The 18,612-nt window shown below is 70.3% G+C and carries 17 protein-coding genes; 10 read left to right on the top strand and 7 right to left on the bottom strand.

All coding sequences use genetic code 11. From position 1 onward, the window contains the following. Positions 1-13: 13 nt before the first annotated feature. Together NM203_RS29400 and NM203_RS29395 are read left to right on the top strand one after the other, a co-directional pair. The gene (locus NM203_RS29400) at positions 14-1,210 is read left to right on the top strand and encodes a CoA transferase (protein ID WP_255064271.1); all 1,197 of its coding nucleotides are present in this window, start codon (positions 14-16) and stop codon (positions 1,208-1,210) included. Further along, positions 1,207-2,016 carry an acyl-CoA thioesterase gene (locus NM203_RS29395; RefSeq protein WP_255064269.1) on the top strand — a complete coding sequence of 270 codons (810 nt, stop codon included), beginning with the start codon at positions 1,207-1,209 and terminating at the stop codon, positions 2,014-2,016. Before NM203_RS29400 ends, NM203_RS29395 begins: the two co-directional genes overlap by 4 nt. On the opposite strand, the gene NM203_RS29390 is transcribed toward NM203_RS29395, so the two are convergent. From NM203_RS29390 to NM203_RS29365, 6 genes are all read right to left on the bottom strand, one after another. Continuing rightward, on the bottom strand, positions 1,985-4,465 hold the full coding sequence (locus NM203_RS29390) for an AMP-binding protein (RefSeq protein ID WP_255064268.1): 2,481 nt from the start codon (positions 4,463-4,465) through the stop codon (positions 1,985-1,987). The two genes, NM203_RS29395 and NM203_RS29390, sit on opposite strands and share 32 nt — an antisense overlap. Further along, positions 4,465-5,535, bottom strand: a complete 1,071-nt coding sequence (locus NM203_RS29385) for an ABC transporter ATP-binding protein (RefSeq protein WP_255064266.1) — start codon at positions 5,533-5,535, stop codon at positions 4,465-4,467. The genes NM203_RS29390 and NM203_RS29385 overlap by 1 nt, the downstream gene beginning before the upstream one ends. Continuing rightward, positions 5,532-7,103 carry an ABC transporter permease gene (locus NM203_RS29380; protein WP_255064264.1) on the bottom strand — a complete coding sequence of 524 codons (1,572 nt, stop codon included), beginning with the start codon at positions 7,101-7,103 and terminating at the stop codon, positions 5,532-5,534. The genes NM203_RS29385 and NM203_RS29380 overlap by 4 nt, the downstream gene beginning before the upstream one ends. A gap of 11 nt (positions 7,104-7,114) precedes the next feature. Continuing rightward, on the bottom strand, positions 7,115-8,140 hold the full coding sequence (locus tag NM203_RS29375; RefSeq protein WP_255064263.1) for an iron ABC transporter substrate-binding protein: 1,026 nt from the start codon (positions 8,138-8,140) through the stop codon (positions 7,115-7,117). Between the two features lie 97 nt (positions 8,141-8,237). After that, positions 8,238-9,140 (bottom strand): hypothetical protein, encoded by a 903-nt coding sequence (locus tag NM203_RS29370; protein ID WP_255064262.1) that lies wholly within the window; start codon positions 9,138-9,140, stop codon positions 8,238-8,240. Beyond that, on the bottom strand, positions 9,137-9,475 hold the full coding sequence (locus NM203_RS29365) for a DUF8820 family protein (RefSeq protein WP_255064260.1): 339 nt from the start codon (positions 9,473-9,475) through the stop codon (positions 9,137-9,139). Before NM203_RS29365 ends, NM203_RS29370 begins: the two co-directional genes overlap by 4 nt. Before the next feature lie 214 nt (positions 9,476-9,689). On the opposite strand from NM203_RS29365, the gene NM203_RS29360 reads away from it, so the two are divergent. The 8 genes from NM203_RS29360 to NM203_RS29325 all read left to right on the top strand — a co-directional run bounded on the left by NM203_RS29360 (position 9,690) and on the right by NM203_RS29325 (position 17,860). Further along, positions 9,690-10,058 carry a YraN family protein gene (locus tag NM203_RS29360; protein ID WP_255064253.1) on the top strand — a complete coding sequence of 123 codons (369 nt, stop codon included), beginning with the start codon at positions 9,690-9,692 and terminating at the stop codon, positions 10,056-10,058. Further along, positions 10,058-11,572, top strand: coding sequence for a YifB family Mg chelatase-like AAA ATPase (locus NM203_RS29355; protein WP_255064252.1), 1,515 nt, complete (start codon positions 10,058-10,060; stop codon positions 11,570-11,572). Before NM203_RS29360 ends, NM203_RS29355 begins: the two co-directional genes overlap by 1 nt. Further along, positions 11,569-12,699: a DNA-processing protein DprA gene (gene dprA, locus NM203_RS29350; protein WP_255064251.1), complete on the top strand. Its 1,131-nt coding sequence runs from the start codon at positions 11,569-11,571 to the stop codon at positions 12,697-12,699. The genes NM203_RS29355 and dprA overlap by 4 nt, the downstream gene beginning before the upstream one ends. Positions 12,700-12,708: 9 nt before the next feature. Then, positions 12,709-13,776, top strand: coding sequence for an endo-1,4-beta-xylanase (locus NM203_RS29345; RefSeq protein WP_255064250.1), 1,068 nt, complete (start codon positions 12,709-12,711; stop codon positions 13,774-13,776). A gap of 66 nt (positions 13,777-13,842) precedes the next feature. Continuing rightward, complete coding sequence (locus NM203_RS29340) at positions 13,843-14,700, top strand: siderophore-interacting protein (protein WP_255064249.1); 858 nt, start codon at positions 13,843-13,845, stop codon at positions 14,698-14,700. A gap of 20 nt (positions 14,701-14,720) precedes the next feature. Next, entirely contained in the window at positions 14,721-15,881 is a 1,161-nt protein-coding gene (locus NM203_RS29335; RefSeq protein ID WP_255064248.1) for a lactate 2-monooxygenase, read from the top strand. 19 nt (positions 15,882-15,900) lie between these two features. Further along, positions 15,901-16,929, top strand: coding sequence for an NADP-dependent oxidoreductase (locus NM203_RS29330; RefSeq protein ID WP_255064245.1), 1,029 nt, complete (start codon positions 15,901-15,903; stop codon positions 16,927-16,929). 31 nt (positions 16,930-16,960) lie between these two features. Continuing rightward, complete coding sequence (locus NM203_RS29325; protein WP_255064320.1) at positions 16,961-17,860, top strand: tyrosine recombinase XerC; 900 nt, start codon at positions 16,961-16,963, stop codon at positions 17,858-17,860. On the opposite strand, the gene NM203_RS29320 is transcribed toward NM203_RS29325, so the two are convergent. Continuing rightward, positions 17,857-18,342 carry a M23 family metallopeptidase gene (locus tag NM203_RS29320; RefSeq protein WP_255064243.1) on the bottom strand — a complete coding sequence of 162 codons (486 nt, stop codon included), beginning with the start codon at positions 18,340-18,342 and terminating at the stop codon, positions 17,857-17,859. The two genes, NM203_RS29325 and NM203_RS29320, sit on opposite strands and share 4 nt — an antisense overlap. Positions 18,343-18,612: the final 270 nt, after the last annotated feature.

The following is an 18,612-nucleotide window of genomic DNA, read 5'->3' as shown; positions in this document are numbered from 1 at the left end:
TTAGGGTGACCGGGTGACTGTCGACTCCTCCCGCCCGCTGGCCGGGGCGCGGATCATCGAGATCTCCAGCTTCGTGGCGGTACCGCTGGCCGGCATGACCCTCGCCCAGCTCGGTGCCGAGGTCATCCGCGTCGATCCGGTCGGCGGGGCGGCGGACTACCACCGCTGGCCGGTGACCGACGCGGGCGACAGCATCTACTGGGCCGGGCTCAACAAGGGCAAGCGCTCCGCCGCTGTGGACGTGCGATCCGAGCAGGGGCAGCAGCTGATTCAGCGCCTCATCGTCGACGCCGGGGTGCTGATCACCAATGTGGCTGGCCGACAGTGGCATTCGTACGAGACGTTAACGGCGCTGCGGGACGACCTGATTCACGTCGAGGTGTCCGGCCGGGCCGACGGCGGCACCGGCGTCGACTACACGGTCAACGCGGGCATCGGTTTCCCGCTCGTCACCGGGCCCGCCGACCTCGACGTGCCGGTGAACCACGTGCTGCCCGCCTGGGACGTGGCGTGCGGGCTGTACGTCGCACTCGCCGTCATCGCGGCACTGCGGCACCGCGACGCCACCGGTGCGGGCCAGCGGGTCAGCATCCCGCTGGAGAACGTCGCGCTCGCCACGGCCGGAAACCTGAGCTTCCTGACCGAGGTCATGGTCAACGGGACGCCGCGCCAGCGCATCGGCAATTCGATCTTCGGCCAGTACGGTCAGCAGTTCAGCAGCTCTGACGGCGCGGCGTTCATGATCGTGGCGCTCACCGGCAGGCACTTCCGCGACCTCACCGAGCTGACTGGTACCACGAAAGCGGTTGCCGCACTCGGTGATTCGCTTGGTGCCGATTTCGGTGACGAGGGTCAGCGGTATCGGCACCGCGACGCGCTCACCGGGCTGTTCACCGTGTGGTTCTCCAGCCACACCGCCGACGAGGTGTCCGCGGCGCTGTCGTCGACGTCGATCCTGTGGGAGCGCTACCGGACGTTCGCCGACGTCGTCACCGACGCCAAGGTCACCGACAACCCGCTGTTCACTCCGCTCGACCAACCGCGCATCGGCGAGTATCTGGCGCCCGGCCTGCCGCTGGCGATCGACGGCGCGTATCCGAGTGCGGTGGCCGCCCCCGCGCTCGGCGACCACACCGTCGACGTCCTGCGCAGCGCGGGGGTGCCCGACGATGAGATCGGCGCGCTGTTCGACGCGGGGACCGTCGCGTGAGCGCGCTAGTGCGGCTGCTCGACGTGACCCCGATGAACGACGGCGGCTGGCTCGGCGCGGCGAGCGGCCCGGAGGGCAAGCGCGCCTACGGAGGTCAGTTCATGGGCCAGAGCCTGGCCGCGGCGTGCCGAACGGTCGACCCCGACAAGGCGCCGACCAACGTGCATCTGCAGTTCCTCCGCGGGGGTGAGGCGGGTGACCCCGTCGAGTACCGCGTCGAGCGCGTGTACGACGGCCGCACGGCCGCGTCGCGCCGGGTGGAATCCCGGCAGGCGGGCCGGCTGCTGACGACGGCGAGCGTGTCGTTCTCGGCGCCGATGGCGGGGCCGGAGCACGGCAGGTGGGAGTTGTCGACGGATCCAGAGGCGCTGGAGCGCACCGGTCCGATCGGCCCGGCGCCGTCGGTTCCGTTGGACGAGCTGGACATCCGCATCGACGACGACAGGTCGACGGGGGAGTTCGTCCGTCGGATGTGGTGGCGGGTGACGGCGCCGCTGCCCGACGACGCGGTGCTGCACACGGTCGCCGCTGCCTACCTGTGCGATCTGTACATGATCGATCCCGCGCTGGCCGTGCACGGGCACTCGATGCGCGCACGCACCCATCGCAGCGGCACGACGGACTCGTCGATCTGGTTTCACCGGCGGATTCACGCCGACCGGTGGAACCTCCTGGAGTTGCGCTCGCCCGCCGCAGCGCGGGGCCGGGGCGTCGTGACGGGCCACCTGGTCGGCGCCGACGGGGTGGTGGCCGCGACGCTGGCGCAGGAGGGCCTCATCGCGGAGCGGGAGCGGCCTGCGACCTGAGCAGCCGCGGGCCGCGCACGCGAATCAGCTTGCGCAGCATCATCACCAGCTGGGTGACCAGGATGCCGACGACGATCGCGGCGGCCACGCCCACCAGCTGGTGCTCGCCGAACAGCGGGTACACCTGGTAGTGCGTGAGGTAGATGAACAGCGAGGCCTCGGCGACCAGGCCCGCGGCCACGGTGAGCGCCGACGGACACCGGATCGCGGGCAGCCAGATCAGCAGTGTCAACGCGACGAACACCAGCGTCTCGCGGCCGGGTTGACCGAAGTAGCCGACGATTCCGATGGCCAGCACGACCGTGACGGCGAGCCGCTGCCACACCGTCGACGATTTCGCCGCCGCCCAGCCGATTGCGAAGAACCAGAACGCCAGCACGGTGAACCACGCCTCGTTGCCCAGGCCGAAGCCGAACGCGTCGTAACGCAGGGCCATCCCCAGTGCCAGGAAGGCGAGCGCGAAGGCGAACGGTCGACGACGTTCCCAGCGGTCCGCGATCGGCAGCCAGCATACGAGCGCCAGCGCGGCCAGCACCCACACCACGACTTCGACGAACCACAGCCTGCCCGCGGTCATGCTGTCCTCGGGTCCGAGGAACTTGTCCGCGAGCAACAGGTTCGCGGCGGTGTAGTCGTTCGTGACGACGAGTGCGAAAGCGATCCAGACGATCGCGGGTATCGCGATCCACGCGATCGTGTTGCGCAGATGTCGAATTCGTTGACCGCGCGGCAGCGGGGTCAGGCAGAACCGGCCGAAGTTGTAGCCGGCGACGCCGAGCAGGATGTGCGCGCCGCCCCACAGCACCCACAGTCCCGCGTGCGAACCGGCCACCAGAACGATCGCCGTCGCACGTAACGCGACGCTGGTTTCCAGGGTGGCGCCCCACCACCGCCGCGGCCGCGACGTCGACTGGAGCTCGCGCAGCGGCAGGCTCTGCCACCCCGCGGGCAGATGTCCGAGCGCACGCTCCAGACGTACCGACATCGTCACGTAGGACAGCGAGTTCCCGCCGAGGTCGACGAAGCTCTGGCCGGGGTCGATCGACGCCGGATCGAGCTGAAGGACGTCGGCGAACAGGTCGCGCAGGTCGAGGCTGTCGCTGCCGGCACCGGCCCGGTCGGCCGCCAGCTCCCGCACCGCGGGATAGTCGGGCTTTCCGGAGGGGAGACGGGGGGCGGCATCGACGTCGATGACGCGAATGGCCGCGCGCGGCAGGCCCGAGGCCACCTCGGCCAGGCGCGCGACGTCCCGGTCCTCCGCGTTCGCGGCGGCAACCAACAGCAGGCCGTCCCCGTCGGTGCAGATGACGTCGACGCCGTCGGCCTGCAGCCTCGCCTCGACGCGTTGCAGGTCGATACGCAGGCCGTAGAGCTTGACGAAGCGGCTACTGCGTCCGACCACCTCGTACAGGCCGTTGCGCAACCGGGCGATGTCGCCGGTGCGCAGCTGGTCGACGACGCGGCCGAGAGCGAGGTCCCCACTGGTGTGCGCGTAGCCCATCATGACGTTGGGTCCGGTGTAGACCAGCTCGCCGACGTCGTCGGGCATGCCGTCCTTCGCCTCGAGGGTGAACGCGCCGCCGGGGATCGGGATGCCGATCGAGGCCGGATGGTCGCGCGCGAGCTCCGGTGGCAGATAGGCCATTCGGGCGGTTGCCTCGGTGGCGCCGTACATCACGAACAGCTGCCAGCCGCGCGCGCTGCCGAGTTCGGCGAAGCGCTGCACCCGTTCGGGCGCGAGCCGGCCGCCCGCCTGAGTGAGGTAGCGGAGGTCGGGGAGGTCCATCTCGTCGAAGCCGATGCGGTCGAGCAACTCGAAGGTGTGCGGAACCCCGGCGAACGTCGTCGCCCCGTGTCGTCGCACCGACGTCCAGAAGGCGTCGTCGACCACCGAGCCCTCGGTGAGGATGAGTCCCGCGCCGCGCAGCAGGTGGGTGTGCACCACCGACAGGCCGTAGCAGTACGACATCGGCAGCGTGGTGGCTGCGCGGTCGTCTCTGCGGACGTCGAGGTAGGAGGCGATGGCCTCGGCGTTGGCGTCGAGGTTCTCGCGCGACAGCCGGACGAGTTTGGGTGACCCCGTGCTGCCCGACGTGGACAGCAGCAGGGCCAGGTCGGGGTGCAGTTCGTGGAGTGGCCGGTGGCGGAACTCGGTGACACCCGCGCGCACGACGGTGTCGGGATCGTAGACGTCGAGGACGGAGCCGTAGTCGCTGTCTGCAGGCACGGGGAGCACGACGTGGTTGCCCGCCAGGGCGCCGAGGTAGCTCACCAGGGTGTCGACGTCGTTGCGCGTCTCGAGCAGGATCAAGCGGCGCTTGCCGCCCAATTCCGTTGCGCAGCTGGCGACTCGGGCGGCGAGCTCGGCGTAGGTGAGCTGGAGGTCGTCAGTCACGACGGCGATGTGAGCACCGAGCCCGGCGAGGTGATCGACGATCCGATCGAACATCACGACGCCCGATCGGGGAAGACGACGGCCGTGCCGTTGATCGTCAACCGGACCTTCGCGTCGACCTCGGGTGGCGCGACGCTGTGCTGGCGGACCGTGATCGGTGCGGTGTCGCCGCCGAGGTCCACGGTCAGCAGCACGTCGTGGCCGCGGAATTCGGAGGCGAGCACCGTGGCCACGCCCCGTTCGTCGTCGGGCGCCGAGTCGTCGGACAGGACGGTGGCGACGAGTTGCTCGGGCCGCAGCATCACCGTCGCGTCGCCGACGGTGCCGATGTCGTCGTCGCGCAGGGGGAGTCGGCCCAGCGCGCACTCCGCGACACCCGCGGTCACCGTGCACGGCAGTAGCACGCAGTCGCCGAGGAACTCGGCGGTGAATCGGTCGGTGGGACTCCGGTAGACCGATTGCGGCGTTCCGACTTTCGTGAACCGGCCGTCGCGCATCACGGCGACCTGGTCGGCGATCGACAACGCCTCCTCCTGGTCGTGGGTCACCAGCAGCGTGGTGACGCCCGCGTCGGAGAGCAGAGCTGAGACGGCCTTGCGGGTGGCGGCGCGCAGGCCGGTGTCGAGTGCGCTGAAGGGCTCGTCGAGCAGCATGACCGCGGGCTGGCGAGCGAGGGCGCGGGCGAGTGCGACGCGCTGCTGCTGGCCGCCGGACAGCTCGTGGGGCCTTCTGCTCGCATAGGACTCGTCGAGTGACACGGTGCGCAGCAACTCGCTCACCCTGTCCTCGCGTGCTCCGCCGGAGAGGCCGTACGCGATGTTCTGGCCGACCGTCAGATGGGGGAACAGCGCACCGTCCTGCGCGACGTAGCCGACGTCGCGACGGTGCGCCGGGATGCATCGGCCAACGCTGGCGACCTCCCGTCCGGCGATGGAAACCGTTCCGCGATCCGGGGTTTCGAACCCCGCGACCAGACGCAGCAGGGTGGTCTTGCCGCACCCGGAGGCGCCGACGACGGCGGTGATGGTGCCCGTCGGCACGCTCAGGTCGATTCCGTGCAGCACCTCGTGTCCGTCGAAGGACTTGGCCAGCGCGGTGACCTCGAGTGCGACCGATCCCGTCACAGTGCCGCCACCTTCGTCGACTGGCGGAACAGCACCACCGTCACGGGAACGGACAGTGCGACGAGTAGGAAGGCGTACGGCGCGGCACCAGGGTAGTCCAGTTCGCTCGACAGCGACCAGAACCGCATCGCCAGGGTGTTGGTGCCGGTGGGGGCCAGCAGCAGCGTGGCGGTGAGTTCCGTTGCGACGGCGACGAATACGAGTGATGCACCCGCGGCCGCGGCGGGTGCGGTGAGGCGCAGTGTGACACGCAGGAACGTCCGCGACGGCGACACCCCCAGCGAGCGTGAGGCCTCCTCCAGGCCCGGTGGCACCTGAGCCAGTCCCGATCTGAGGTTGACCATGGCCCGTGGCAGGAACAGCAGCACGTAGGCGGCCAGCACCAGTGCGACGGTCTGGTACAGCGGCGGCACGTACCTGATCGCGACGATGACGAGGGCCAGGGCGGTGACGATCCCCGGCATCGAACTGGTGACGAAGTTCGAGCCTTCGACGAAGCGGGCGAAGAAACCGCTGTAGCGCACCGCAACCCACGCGAACGGGAACGCGAGCACCGTGGTGAGCGCGGCGGCCGCAGCGGCCAGCACCACCGTCTGCCATGTCGATGTGACGATGTCGGTCGACGTCCACGCCGCGATGCCGCCGATCCACAGCCAGCGGGCGATGATCCACACCGGCACGCCGAGGGCGAGGGCGGCCAGCAGCGCGAGGCCGATGCTCGCGGGGATCCCCAACGAACCCAGCTGCTGCGGGGTCGAGATCCGTTGCGCACCAGAGCCGATGCGCGCGTAGCGGGCGTTACCGCGCGCCGCGGTCTCGCCGAGGATGAGCACCAGGCACAGCAGCACCAGTACCCCCGCGAGCGTGCTGCCCGCGGCGCCGTTGAACGTGGCCTGGAACTGTTCGAAGATCGCGGTGGTGAAGGTGCTGAACCGGAGCATGGCGAACGCGCCGTACTCCGCGAGCAGGTGCACTCCGATGAGCAGTCCGCCGCCGAGGATCGCCAGCCGCAGCTGCGGCAGCACGATGCGCCGGAACGCCGTCGCCGGGCTGGATCCCAGCGCGCGGGCCGACTCCTCGATGGCGGGATCCAGCCGACGCAGGGTGGCCGCCACCGGCACGTACGCGAAGGGGAAGTAGCTCATGGTCGCGACCAGCACCCCCGCCCAGAAGCCGTGCAGTGTCGGCACGACGCTGACCCACGCGTAGCTGTTGATGAAGGCGGGCACGGCCAGCGGTGCGACGAACAGGGGTCGCCACACCGCGCGTCCCGGCACGTCGGTGCGCTCGACGAGCCACGCCGTCGCCACGCCGAGGATCAGACACAGCGGCACCGTGACGACCACCAGCCCGACCGTGTTGACCAGCAGCTCGCCGACCCTCGGCCGGGCCAGCAGCTGGTAGACCGGGCCGGGTCCCAGCGAGATCATCGACCAGGCGATGTAGCCCAGCGGGATGAAGGTGGCGGCGACGAGCACCAGCACGCCGGCGCGAAGTGCCGGGCCGGGGCGCGGGCCGGTCGGCGCGACATCGGGTGCCGCGGTGAGCGGATGGTCGGCGGTGACCAACTACGGCACCATCAGAGCAGGCCGGCCTTCGTCATCAGATCGGTGACCTGCTGTGAATCGAGGTCCGACGGATTGACCGCCGGGGCCTGCAGCTGGTCGAGCGGCACCAGCGCCTTGTTGGCGGGAACGTCGCTGGCGACCGGGTACTCGAACGACGTCCCGTTCTCCAGCACCTCCTGGCCGGCCTTTCCGGTGATGAACGTGAGGAACTTCTGGGCGTCGTCCTTCTTCTTGCTCGAATTCAGGATGCCGCCGCCGGAGATGGAGACGAACGCGCCGGGGTCCTCGTTCTTGAAGTAGTGCAGCGCGGTGTTGTTGCTGATCTCCTTGGCCTCCGCCTGATCGCGGAACCAGTAGTAGTGGTAGATCACGCCGCCCTCGACCTGACCGTCGTTGACCGCGCGCAGTGTCGCGATGTTGTCGGAGAAGATCTCGGCTCCCGCCTTCATGCCCGCGAGCCACTGCGAGGTCGCCTGCTCACCGGTGAGCTGCAGCATGGCCGCCACGATGGCCTGGAAATCGGGCTTGACGGGCGGCGCCCCCCAGCGGCCCTTCCACTCCGGCTTCTCGAGATCCATGATCGACGTCGGCAGCTGCGCCTCGGTGAGCTTGGTCGTGTTGTAGGCGAAGACCGTGGTGCGGGCCGCGACTCCGGTCCACTTGCCGGTCGCCGGCCGGTACTGCGCGGGCACCTGATCGATGGTCGCCTGATCGACGTCGGCGAACAGGCCGGCTTTCTCGACGGCGGCCATCGCGGGGGAGTTCTCGGTGAGGAAGACGTCGGCGGGCGACGACGCGCCTTCGGCGATCAACTGGTTGCCCAACTCGGTGTCACCGCCCTGGCGGTAGGTGACCTTGATCCCGGTCTCCTCGGTGAACGCGTCGATCCACTCCTTGGTGAGTGACTCGTGCTGCGCGTTGTAGATCAGCAGACCGTCGGTCTCCTCCGACGACGAGCACGCCGTCAGGCCGGCGATGAGCGCTACGGCGGAGAACAGGGAGAGGAGACGGGTTACCCGGCTCCGGGGGGATCGCATCGACCGAGTCCTTTCAGCACCGGAGTGCAGGCGTACCTTACTGAGGATTGCCTAAACATACCCGTGCGCGCTGTGCGGCCGAAGCCATCCGCTCCGGTCAGCCCTCCTGTTCGATCGACAACCACTCCGCGAGCGTGATGCCGAACGCGTGGGCCTGGCACAGTTCGGCGTTGTGCTGACGGCCGATCGACGGCTCGACCCACTCGACGAACTCGCGTTCGGGGTGACTGGCGTCGCGCATGTGGATGAAGTAGTCGTAACCCCCGTATCCCGCGACGCGGTCGACCCGGATGCGCCAGGGCAGCGGCAGGCGGTAGAGCCGGGTGCCGCGAACCCCGGTGTCGATCAGTTCGGCGTCGGAGTCGATGACCAGACGCTCGAAGGGGAGGTAGCTGAGCGCGAGGGAGCGGAGGTCGGCGGTGGGCAGCGCGGCGATCTCCTGGATCAGCATCCGACCCCCGGTCACCAGGGTGTACGTCCGCCGGTCCACGTCGAGGCCGTGCAGGAAATACGACCCGGACCCGTCCATCCATTCGACCGCGGGGCGACCGGTGTCGTCGTGCAGGACGGTGGGCCGCCCCTCGGCGGTCCGCACCAGCGGCATCGGGACGAGGACGAGTTCCCGGTGCACCGGCACCAGCCAGCCCAGGCCGCCGTAATGCGCGTCGCGCATCGCCAGTGAGAAACGCGCCCAGCGGCTCGCCGAGAGGACCGCGTGGCGACCGTGCTGTCCCTCGATCGCCAGCACACGGTCGAGCACCGCCTGCGCGACGTCGGTCGTGGCGCGCCGGAAGTCGTGGCCGGCCGGCGGGTCGCCGGGATCGTCGTCGGCGGCCCAGAACGGGATGGTGCGCCAGCGCGGGTCGGGACCCTTGAGTTCCGAGATCGCGATCGCGTGGTCCAGCCGGTCGACGACCGTCACCGGGGTGTCGTCGACCCCGCGGGTCCGGCGGAACGCACTGATCGCCCGCCGGACCGCGGCCTCGTCGAACGCGATCAATCGACGACGGGGCGCCGGCGCGGATTCGGGTCCACCGAGGACCGCACGTCGTACTCGGTCTTGCGGACGACGCGCCAGGTTCCGGCGGGCACCTCGAGCTCGCGGTGCTGCTCGTGGTCCTTGCGGTGGAGGAGTCGGCTGGGTGTGTCGAGGTCGACGTAGAGCGTCCCGCTCGCCGACACGATGGTGGCGAATTCGAGGTCGCTGTCGAGCACGTGGTGGTGGCCGGACTCGCTGTGCCCGACGATGCAGCTGGTGACGCGTTCGCATGTGCCGTCGGGGGCGGAACCGACCGGAACCAGCATGACCTCGCCGTGGCGGATGGGGGTGCGCATCGACATGACTCCTCGCAATGGTGGTGGGGTGGTGGGGTGGCGGCGAGGGAAAGGTAACGCGGGGGTGTGACACGTCGAGTGGCGAAAATTGTTGCGTCCGTTGATCGACCGCTCTGTCAACGCAGTCTCGCGCTCCCTGTGGACGAACCTCCGACTGTGGATGACCGGACCCGTGTGAGGTCGCACTGTCGGAGGCGCTGCCGAGGCTGGGCCCATGACGGATATGACCCGCGCCGAACTGGGCGCCCTGGGTGAACAACTCGCGGTCGACCACCTGATCGGGTCGGGTTTGACCGTGCTCGACCGCAACTGGCGCTGCCGGTACGGCGAACTCGATGTGATCGCGGCCGACCTCGAGCGGCGGGTGCTCGTCTTCGTGGAGGTGAAGACGCGCACCACCGACCGGTTCGGCGGAATCGAGCAGGCCGTCACCCCTCAGAAGCTGCGGCGGCTGCGGCGGTTGGCCGGACTCTGGCTCGCGTCACAGCGGGGCAGCTGGGCGCAGATCCGCATCGACGTCGTCGGTATCCGGATGGGGCGTGGTCCCGAGCCGGAGCTCGTCCACCTCGAGGGGGTGGGGTAGTGGCACTCGGGCGAGCGGTCTCGGTCGGGGTGCGCGGTCTCGACGCGGTGCTCGTCGAGATCGAGGCCGACATCAGCTCGGGGCTGCCGGGCGTGAATCTGGTGGGATTGCCGGACAGCGCACTGCGGGAGTCGCGGGACCGCGTTCGCGCGGCGATCAACAACTCCGACAACGAATGGCCCCAGGCGCGGGTGACGCTGGCGCTGTCGCCGGCGACGATGCCGAAGACGGGGTCGGTCTACGACATCGCCATCGCCGCCGCGGTGCTGTCGGCGAAGATGGACGTTCCCTGGGCTCAGCTCGAGAAGGTGGTCCTGCTGGGTGAACTCGCACTCGACGGGCGGGTGCGCCCGGTCACGGGTGTGCTGCCCGCCGTTCTCGCGGCGCAGCGCGAGGGTCGGCCGACGGTGGTGGTTCCCGTCGAGAACATGGCCGAGGCCGCCCTGGTGTCCGGTGTCGAGGTCCTCGGCGTACGGACGCTGTCTCATCTGAAGGCGTGGCTCGACGGGGACAGCCGCCTCGAGGACGAGCCTGTGACGGTGACGGCCGACGCCCCGCCGGTCGCGGAACTGGCGGAGGTGGTCGGACAGTTCCACGCGCGATTCGCCGTCGAGGTCGCCGCCGCCGGTGCCCACAACCTGGTGCTCACGGGGCCGCCGGGGGTCGGCAAGACCATGCTGGCGAAACGGCTCCCCGGACTGCTGCCGCCGTTGACCGACGCCGAAGCGCTCGAGGTCACCGCCATCCACTCCGTGGCGGGCCTGCTCGTCACGGGCGCACCGCTGATCACCAGGCCGCCGTTCGTCGCACCGCATCACACCTCGAGCGTGGCCTCGCTCGTCGGCGGCGGCAGCGGCATGGCCCGGCCGGGCGCGGTCAGCCGGGCGCACCGCGGCGTGCTGTTCCTCGACGAGTACGCCGAGTTCGGCGCCAAGGCGCTGGAGGCGTTGCGAACGCCGTTGGAGGACGGCGAGATTCGGCTCGCCCGTCGGGACGGGGTGGCTCAGTACCCGGCGCGGTTCCAGCTGATCCTCGCGGCGAACCCGTGCCCGTGCGCCCCCGCGGATCCGCGCGACTGCACCTGTGCAGCGGCGGAGAAGCGCCGCTATCAGGGCAGGTTGTCTGGTCCGCTTCTCGACCGCGTCGACATCACCGTCGCGATGGACCCGGTTCGGTCGGGGGCCATCGCGGGCGAACAGGGCGGCGAGTCGACGAATACCGTGCGTGCCAGGGTGGCGGCTGCTCGAGCCGCGGCCGCGGCGCGGTGGGCGGCGTACGGGGTGCGGACGAACGCCGACGTGAGCGGGTCGTTGCTGCGCAGGCGGTTTCGACTACCCGAGCGCGTGATGACGCCGCTGACGTCGGCGCTGGACCGCGGAGCGCTGAGCATCCGAGGCATGGATCGCACACTGCGGGTCGCGTGGAGTCTGGCCGATCTCGCGGGCAGGTCGTCACCCGATCTCGAGGACGTCACCACGGCGCTGAGCTTCCGGCAGGCGGGGCTCGCGCGATGACCCGCGCCGAGATGCTCGCGTGGGCCTATCTCTCGCGCGTGGTGGAGCCGCCGTGCGCGGAGTTGGCGGCGCTGGTGCAGAGCGACGGTCCGGTGGAGGCGGCCGCCCGGATTCGCAGCGGGGCGGTCGGGCAGGCGCTGCGGAAGCGCAGTGAAGCGCGCCGTGACATCGATTGCGGTGCAGCTGATCTCGATATCCTCGCGCGGCTGGGAGGCCGGCTCGTCGTGCCGGGGGAGGACGAGTGGCCGGACGCCGCGTTCACCGCACCGGTCAACGCCGACCCGGACAAGCGCGAGTGGTTGGCGCCGCTGGCGCTCTGGGCGGTCGGCCCCGTGCAGCTCGCCGACGTGACATGGCGCAGCTGCGCGATCGTCGGGACGCGGGCGTCGACCGGGTACGGCGATCGCGTCACCGCCGACATCGCCACCGGACTGGTGGAACGCGACATGGCCGTCGTGTCCGGCGCCGCGTACGGCATCGACGGGGCGGCCCACCGAGCGGTGCTCGCGTCCGACGGTGTGACGGTGGCGGTGCTCGCGGGTGGGATCGACGTGCCGTACCCGTCCGGGCACTCCGCACTGCTGAACCGCATTGCGACACAGGGACTGGTGGTCAGCGAGTATCCGCCGGGTCTGCGGCCGGCGCGGCACCGCTTCCTCACGCGCAACCGCATCGTCGCGGCACTCGGCGCTGCCACCGTCGTCGTGGAGGCGGGGTTGCGCAGCGGCGCCGCGAGCACGGCGGCCTGGGCGGAGGCTCTCAACCGTCCGGTGTGCGCGGTGCCGGGCCCGGTGACGTCCTCGTCGTCGAACGGCTGTCACGCGCTCATCCGCGCTGGGGCGACTCTGGTCACCCGTGCGCAGGAGGTCGTCGAACTCGCAGGCCGCATCGGTGAGTACGCCGACGAGGCGCCGCGTCCCACGTCGGTGCTCGACGGCCTGACGGAGCGCGAGGCCCTGGTGTTCGAGGCGCTGCCGGGCCGCGGCGCTCGCAGTGTCGAGCAGCTGGCGGTGGCCGCGGGGCTGCCGCCGGTCCAGGTGCTGGGGCCGTTGGCGACACTCGAACTCGCCGGGCTCGTCACGCGTTCCGATGGCCGGTGGAAGCTGGCCCGACCAGTGGGCCGGTAGTTTGGCCGCATGAACCAGCACGTGAACGGGCGCTTCCGGCTGCTCGCGTGCCTTCTCGTCGCGGTGCTCGCGCTGAGCGCCGCGGGCTGCCGCGATGCACCCGCGCCGGTGGTCCACCCCGATGACGGTTACGGATTCGCGGTCGGCGCGGCACAGATCTGGATGAGCCCGGAGGATGCGACCCGCGAACTGGACGCCGTCGCCCGCACCGGCGCGACCTGGCTGCGCGTGCACATCGACTGGCACGCGATCGAACCCGTCAAGGGCGAGTACAACTGGTCCTACGCCGACCGCTGGATCAACGCGGCCCGCGACCACGGCCTGAAGATCCTCGGCCTCATCGTCAACACCCCCGAATGGGCTCGGCCGGCCGGCGCGCCGCTCTATTCGCCGCCCGCGAACGCCGACGACTTCCGGGACTTCGTGATCGCGGTGGTGAAGCGCTACCAGGTGCGCATCACGGACTGGGAGATCTGGAACGAGCCGAATCTCCCTCGGTTCATGGGGTTCAGCGATCTGCGGCCCAAACGGTACGTCGACCTGTTGCGGGTGGCGTATCCGGCGATCAAGCTGATCCAGCCGCGTTCCACCGTGATCGCGGCCGGGCTCAGTCCGGCGGTCGGTGTCGACTCGCCGCCGAACTTCGTCAACGACATGTACATCGCGGGCGCAAAGGGCTTGTTCGACGCCCTCGCGATGCATCCCTACGTGTACCCGGGCGGCATCGAGGCCGACCCGTTCAACTCCTGGTCGGACATCGCGCGTGTGCACGACGTGATGACGACGCACGGTGACGGGGACAAGAAGATCTGGATGACCGAACTCGGCGCTCCCACGTCGCAGACCACCGACGAAGGGGTGACCCAGGAGGAACAGGCGAGACAGATCGTCGCGGTGCTGGCGGGTATCGCCGAGACGGGGTACTCCGGACCGGCCTTCATCTACTCGATCCGCGACACCGACACCGCCAACCCCGACGAGGTTCAGGACAACTTCGGCGCCCTGCTCACCACGGACTGGCAGCCCAAGTACGCCGCCGCCGTACTGGCTCGCCCACCGGACGGCGGCTGGCGGTAGGCCCCTGACGCCCCGCCACCGCTCGTATGCTCGACGGGGTTGTCAGTCGAGCTTCAGGAGGTAACCGTGGCAGGGCGTCCCGTCCACACGTTCGAGGTGATTCGCAGCGAGCAGTTGGCGCCGCACATGATTCGCGTCGTGCTGGGTGGCAGAGGTTTCGACACCTTCGTGCCGAGCGAGTTCACCGACTCCTACGTCAAGGTGGTCATCGTCCGCGCCGACCTGGACGACGCGACCGTCGACGCACTGCCCCAACCGCTCACCCTCGACAGCTTCACCGCGCTGCCGGAGGAGCAGCGACCCGTCGTGCGCAGCTACACCGTCCGGCACGCGGACGCCGATCGCCGCGAGATCGCCATCGACTTCGTCGTCCACGGCGAGCACGGCGTCGCCGGTCCGTGGGCGGCGTCGGTGCAGCCCGGCCAGCGCGCCTACCTCATGGGTCCGAGCGGAGCGTACGCGCCCGACCCCGCGGCCGACTGGCACCTGCTCGCCGCCGATGAAGCCGGCCTGCCCGCGCTGAGCGTGGCGCTGGAAGCGCTGCCGCCCAACGCGATCGGACGCGCCTTCATCGAGGTGGCCGGTCCTGAGGACGAGGTGCCCCTGACCGCCCCGGACGGCGTCGAGATCCGCTGGATCTACCGGGGCGGCCGGGCCGACCTGGTGCCCGAGGACCAGGCGGGCGACCACGCGCCGCTGATCGCCGCGGTCAAGGAGTCGCCGTGGCTGCCGGGCCAGGCCCAGGTGTTCATCCACGGCGAAGCGCAGACCGTCATGCACAACCTGCGCGGGTACGTGCGCAAGGAGCGCGGGGTGGAGGCCAAGTGGGCGTCGATCTCCGGGTACTGGCGCCGCGGGCGCACCGAGGAGACGTTCCGGCAGTGGAAGGCCGAACTCGCCCAGTTAGAGGCCGGCAAGAACTAGGCGGGACTAACTTCGTAGCCATGGCATTCGGCGACTACCAACTCGAGATCTACCTGCAGGGCCTGTCGGGCGTCATGCCGACGCTGCCCATGTCGTTCGCGGAACTCGAAGCCAGGGCGCAGGCCGCGATGTCGCCGTCGGTCTGGTCTTACGTCGCCGGTGGTGCCGGCGACGAGCGCACCCAGCGGGTCAACCGGACCGCCTTCGACAACTGGGGTCTCATGCCGCGGATGTTCGTGGGTGCCAAGGAGCGGGACCTCAGCGTCGATCTGTTCGGTCTGACCCTGCCGTCGCCCGCGTTCATGGCGCCCATCGGCGTCATGGGCATCTGCGCCCAGGACGGGCACGGCGACATCGCCGCGGCGAAGGCCGCGGCGCGTACCGGGGTGCCCCTGGTGGTGTCGACGCTGACCGCCGACCCGCTCGAGGACGTCGCCGCCGAGTTCGGCGACACGCCGGGGTTCTTCCAGCTGTACACGCCGACGGACCGCGACCTCGCGGCCAGCTTCGTGCAGCGCGCCGAGAAGGCGGGTTTCAAGGGCATCGTCGTCACGCTCGACACCTGGGTGCCGGGGTGGCGACCGCGCGACCTCTCGACGTCGAACTTCCCCCAGCTGCGCGGCAAGTGCCTGGCCAACTACACCAGCGACCCCGTGTTCCGGTCCGGGCTGGCGGCACCGCCGGAGGAGAACATGCAGGCGGCGATCCTCAAGTGGATCTCGGTGTTCGGTAACTCGCTGTCCTGGGACGACCTGCCGTGGCTGCGCTCCCTCACGACGCTGCCGCTGCTGGTCAAGGGCATTCAGCATCCCGACGACGCGCGCCGCGCCATCGACGGCGGTGTCGACGGCATCTACTGCAGCAACCACGGCGGCAGGCAGGCCAACGGCGGGATCCCCGCGCTCGACTGCCTGCCGGGTGTGGTCGAGGCCGCGGGTGACGTTCCGGTGCTGTTCGATTCGGGCATTCGCAGCGGCGCGGACATCGTCAAGGCGCTCGCGTTCGGCGCGACCGCGGTCGGCGTCGGCCGCCCGTACGCGTTCGGGATGGCACTCGGCGGCGCCGACGGAGTGGTGCACGTGCTGCGCTCGCTGCTGGCCGAGGCCGATCTCATCATGGGCATCGACGGCTATCGGACGCTGGCGGATCTCGTGCCCGAAGCGCTGCGCCGGGTCGGCTGAGTTCGGTAGCTTCGGCGTCGTGCCGGACCGGGTGAATCGTCAGATCCTGCTGCGCCGACGACCGAACGGGCTGGTGTCACCCGACGACACCGAGATGGTGACGGTGGCCGCTGCCGAACCGGCGGAGGGCGAGGCGCTGCTGCGGACCACCTACGTCGGCATCGACGCCGCGGCTCGCACCTGGCTCGACGGGCAACCCGGCTATCTCCCTCCGGTGGAGGTCGGCGACGTGATCCGCGCTGCCGGGATCGGCGAGGTCGTCGAATCACGTTGTGACGCATATCAGGTGGGCGATGTCGTGACGACTCTGACCGGCTTCCAGGACTTCGTCGTCATCCGCGACGACGTGTTCGCCACTTCCGTCGTCGGGTTCACCGACCAGTTGGCGGTGATGTCGATCTACGGCCCGACCGGAGCGACCGCGTACTTCGGGATGACGGGTGTCGGCAAGCCGCAGCCGGGGGAGACCGTGGTGGTGTCCGCCGCCGCCGGCGCCACCGGTTCGGTGGCCGGCCAGATCGCCAGGATCGCGGGCGCCAGGGTGGTCGGCATCGCAGGCGGTCCCGAGAAGTGCCGGGCAGTGGTGGAGGACTTCGGGTTCGACGCGTGCATCGACTACAAAGCGGGCGATCTCGCCGCCGCGCTCAAGGAGCACTGCCCCAAGGGGGTCGACGTCTACTTCGACAACGTCGGCGGTGACGTCCTCAACGCCGTGCTCGGCAGGCTGGCGTCCAAGGCGCGCGTGGTGCTGTGCGGCGTCATCTCGAGTTACCTCACCGGCGAGCACCCCGGACCCGCGAACTACGTCAACCTGCTGGCGAGGACCGCGACGATGCAGGGGTTCAACGCACTCGACGAGTGGGCGCACTTCGAGGAGGCGTTCGCCGCGCTCCGCGGGTGGGAGCAGCAGGGTCTGCTGGCGCATCGCGAAACCGTCTACGACGGACTGGAATCGTGTGTCGACGCCCTCAACGGGCTGTTCACCGGCGCGAACATCGGCAAGATGCTGGTCAAGGTGAGCGAACCCGGCGCGTCGGCCGGGTCTTGAGTACCCGCTCTGCCACGGTGGAGGGGTGACGATCGACGCGGTGCTCGAGGAGTTCGACGAGTACCTCGCGCTGCAGCGCGGCCGTTCCGACCACACCAGGCGCGCCTACCTCGGTGACCTCCGGTCCCTGTTCGCGTTCGTCGCCGAACGGACGGACGCGTCGCCCGCCGCCCTGACGGTCCCGTTGCTGCGGTCGTGGCTCGCCTCGCAGGCGACGGCCGGGGTCGCGCGGACCACGTTGGCGCGTCGCACCTCCGCGGTCAAGACGTTCACCGCGTGGGCGTCGCGGGCCGGCCTCATGGACACCGACCCGGCGACCCGGCTGCAGGTGCCCAAGGCGAGTCGCACGCTTCCCGCCGTGTTGCGCTCCGACCAGGCGCTCGACGCGATGGCGGCGGCGGAGTCGGGAGCGCAACAGGGCGACCCGCTCGCCCTGCGGGACCGGTTGATCGTCGAGTTGTTGTATGCCACGGGAATCCGCGTCAGCGAACTGTGCGGGCTGGACATCGACGACGTCGACTCGTCGCGCCGGCTGCTGCGTGTGCTCGGCAAGGGCGACAAGCAGCGGACGGTGCCCTACGGGGAGCCCGCGCAACGGGCGCTGCGGGCCTGGCTCGACGACGGACGACCGCATCTGGTGGCCGAATCATCAGGCGCTGCACTGCTTCTCGGTGTGCGCGGCCGGCGTCTCGACCCCCGGCAGGCGCGTACCGTCGTCCACCAGACGATGGCGGCGGTCGACGGCGCCCCCGACATCGGCCCGCACGGATTGCGGCACAGCGCGGCGACGCATCTGCTGGAGGGCGGCGCGGATCTGCGTGTGGTGCAGGAACTGCTGGGCCACTCGACGCTGGCGACCACACAGCTCTACACCCACGTCACGGTCGCCCGGCTGCGCGCGGTGCACGACCAGGCGCATCCGCGCGCCTAACCCACCGGCTTGAGCCGGATCGGCGTCGTCACCACCAGACCGAGCGGGTCGACGTAGTCGGCGTTGGCGGCCCGGCCCCACATCGCTCCCCAGTGCAGGCAGGCCGGCGCGCCGCACCCCGAATGGCCGGGCCGGACGGTGCCGATCGGCGTCCCCGCGTCGACCCACTGCCCGGCCCGGATGCCAGCGTCGACGGGCTCGTAGCTGGTGCGCAGCCCGCCGGGGTGGGCGATCGACACGACCGGTCGGTCGGCGATCCTGCCCGCATACACCACGGTTCCCTCGGCTGCGGCGTAGACCGGCTGCCCGGCCGCCGCGACCAGGTCGACGCCGCGATGACCGCGCTGCCAGTTCGGATTCGGCGCGTCGAAGGTGCGGGCGACCGCGGGCCGGGGCCGCAGCGGCCAATCCAGCCGACCCTCGGCGGCGTGAGCGGGGGCGGCTAGCGCCGGAATGAGCAGTAGAACCGCGAGCGCGCGCATGGCACCAGTTCACCGCCGCGGCGCCGACGGCGAAAGGGGCGGGTGGGTGTCCCGGGGATGAACGCGTGACTGTGCATCGACCGACGAGCGCTTGCGCGAGGAGCCGGCAACGCCGGTTTTGACCAGGGGTTTCGTCGGTGTAAACTCGCTCCCGCAATCCGTCTCACCGGATTGACTTCGCGCGCCTGTGCCGCAGCCCCGATGTTCCAGGGCCGCATCAGCATGCCGGGCGGTCCCTACCTGGGGTTTCTCAGGCCGGGTCCGGCACGC

Origin of the sequence: Mycolicibacterium arenosum (assembly GCF_024320865.1) — a bacterium.
Taxonomy (GTDB): Bacteria; Actinomycetota; Actinomycetes; order Mycobacteriales; family Mycobacteriaceae; genus Mycobacterium; species Mycobacterium arenosum.
Note: the sequence above shows the minus strand (reverse complement) of the source record. Positions and strands in the feature narration are given on the sequence as shown.

Coding starts and splice junctions, on each gene's coding strand:
- dprA (WP_255064251.1), top strand. CDS start 11,569: ATGACCCGCGCCGAGATGCTCGCGTGGGCCTATCTCTCGCGCGTGGTG.
- NM203_RS29375 (WP_255064263.1), bottom strand. CDS start 8,140: ATGCGATCCCCCCGGAGCCGGGTAACCCGTCTCCTCTCCCTGTTCTCC.
- NM203_RS29365 (WP_255064260.1), bottom strand. CDS start 9,475: ATGCGCACCCCCATCCGCCACGGCGAGGTCATGCTGGTTCCGGTCGGT.
- NM203_RS29345 (WP_255064250.1), top strand. CDS start 12,709: ATGAACCAGCACGTGAACGGGCGCTTCCGGCTGCTCGCGTGCCTTCTC.
- NM203_RS29335 (WP_255064248.1), top strand. CDS start 14,721: ATGGCATTCGGCGACTACCAACTCGAGATCTACCTGCAGGGCCTGTCG.
- NM203_RS29320 (WP_255064243.1), bottom strand. CDS start 18,342: ATGCGCGCGCTCGCGGTTCTACTGCTCATTCCGGCGCTAGCCGCCCCC.
- NM203_RS29360 (WP_255064253.1), top strand. CDS start 9,690: ATGACGGATATGACCCGCGCCGAACTGGGCGCCCTGGGTGAACAACTC.
- NM203_RS29390 (WP_255064268.1), bottom strand. CDS start 4,465: ATGTTCGATCGGATCGTCGATCACCTCGCCGGGCTCGGTGCTCACATC.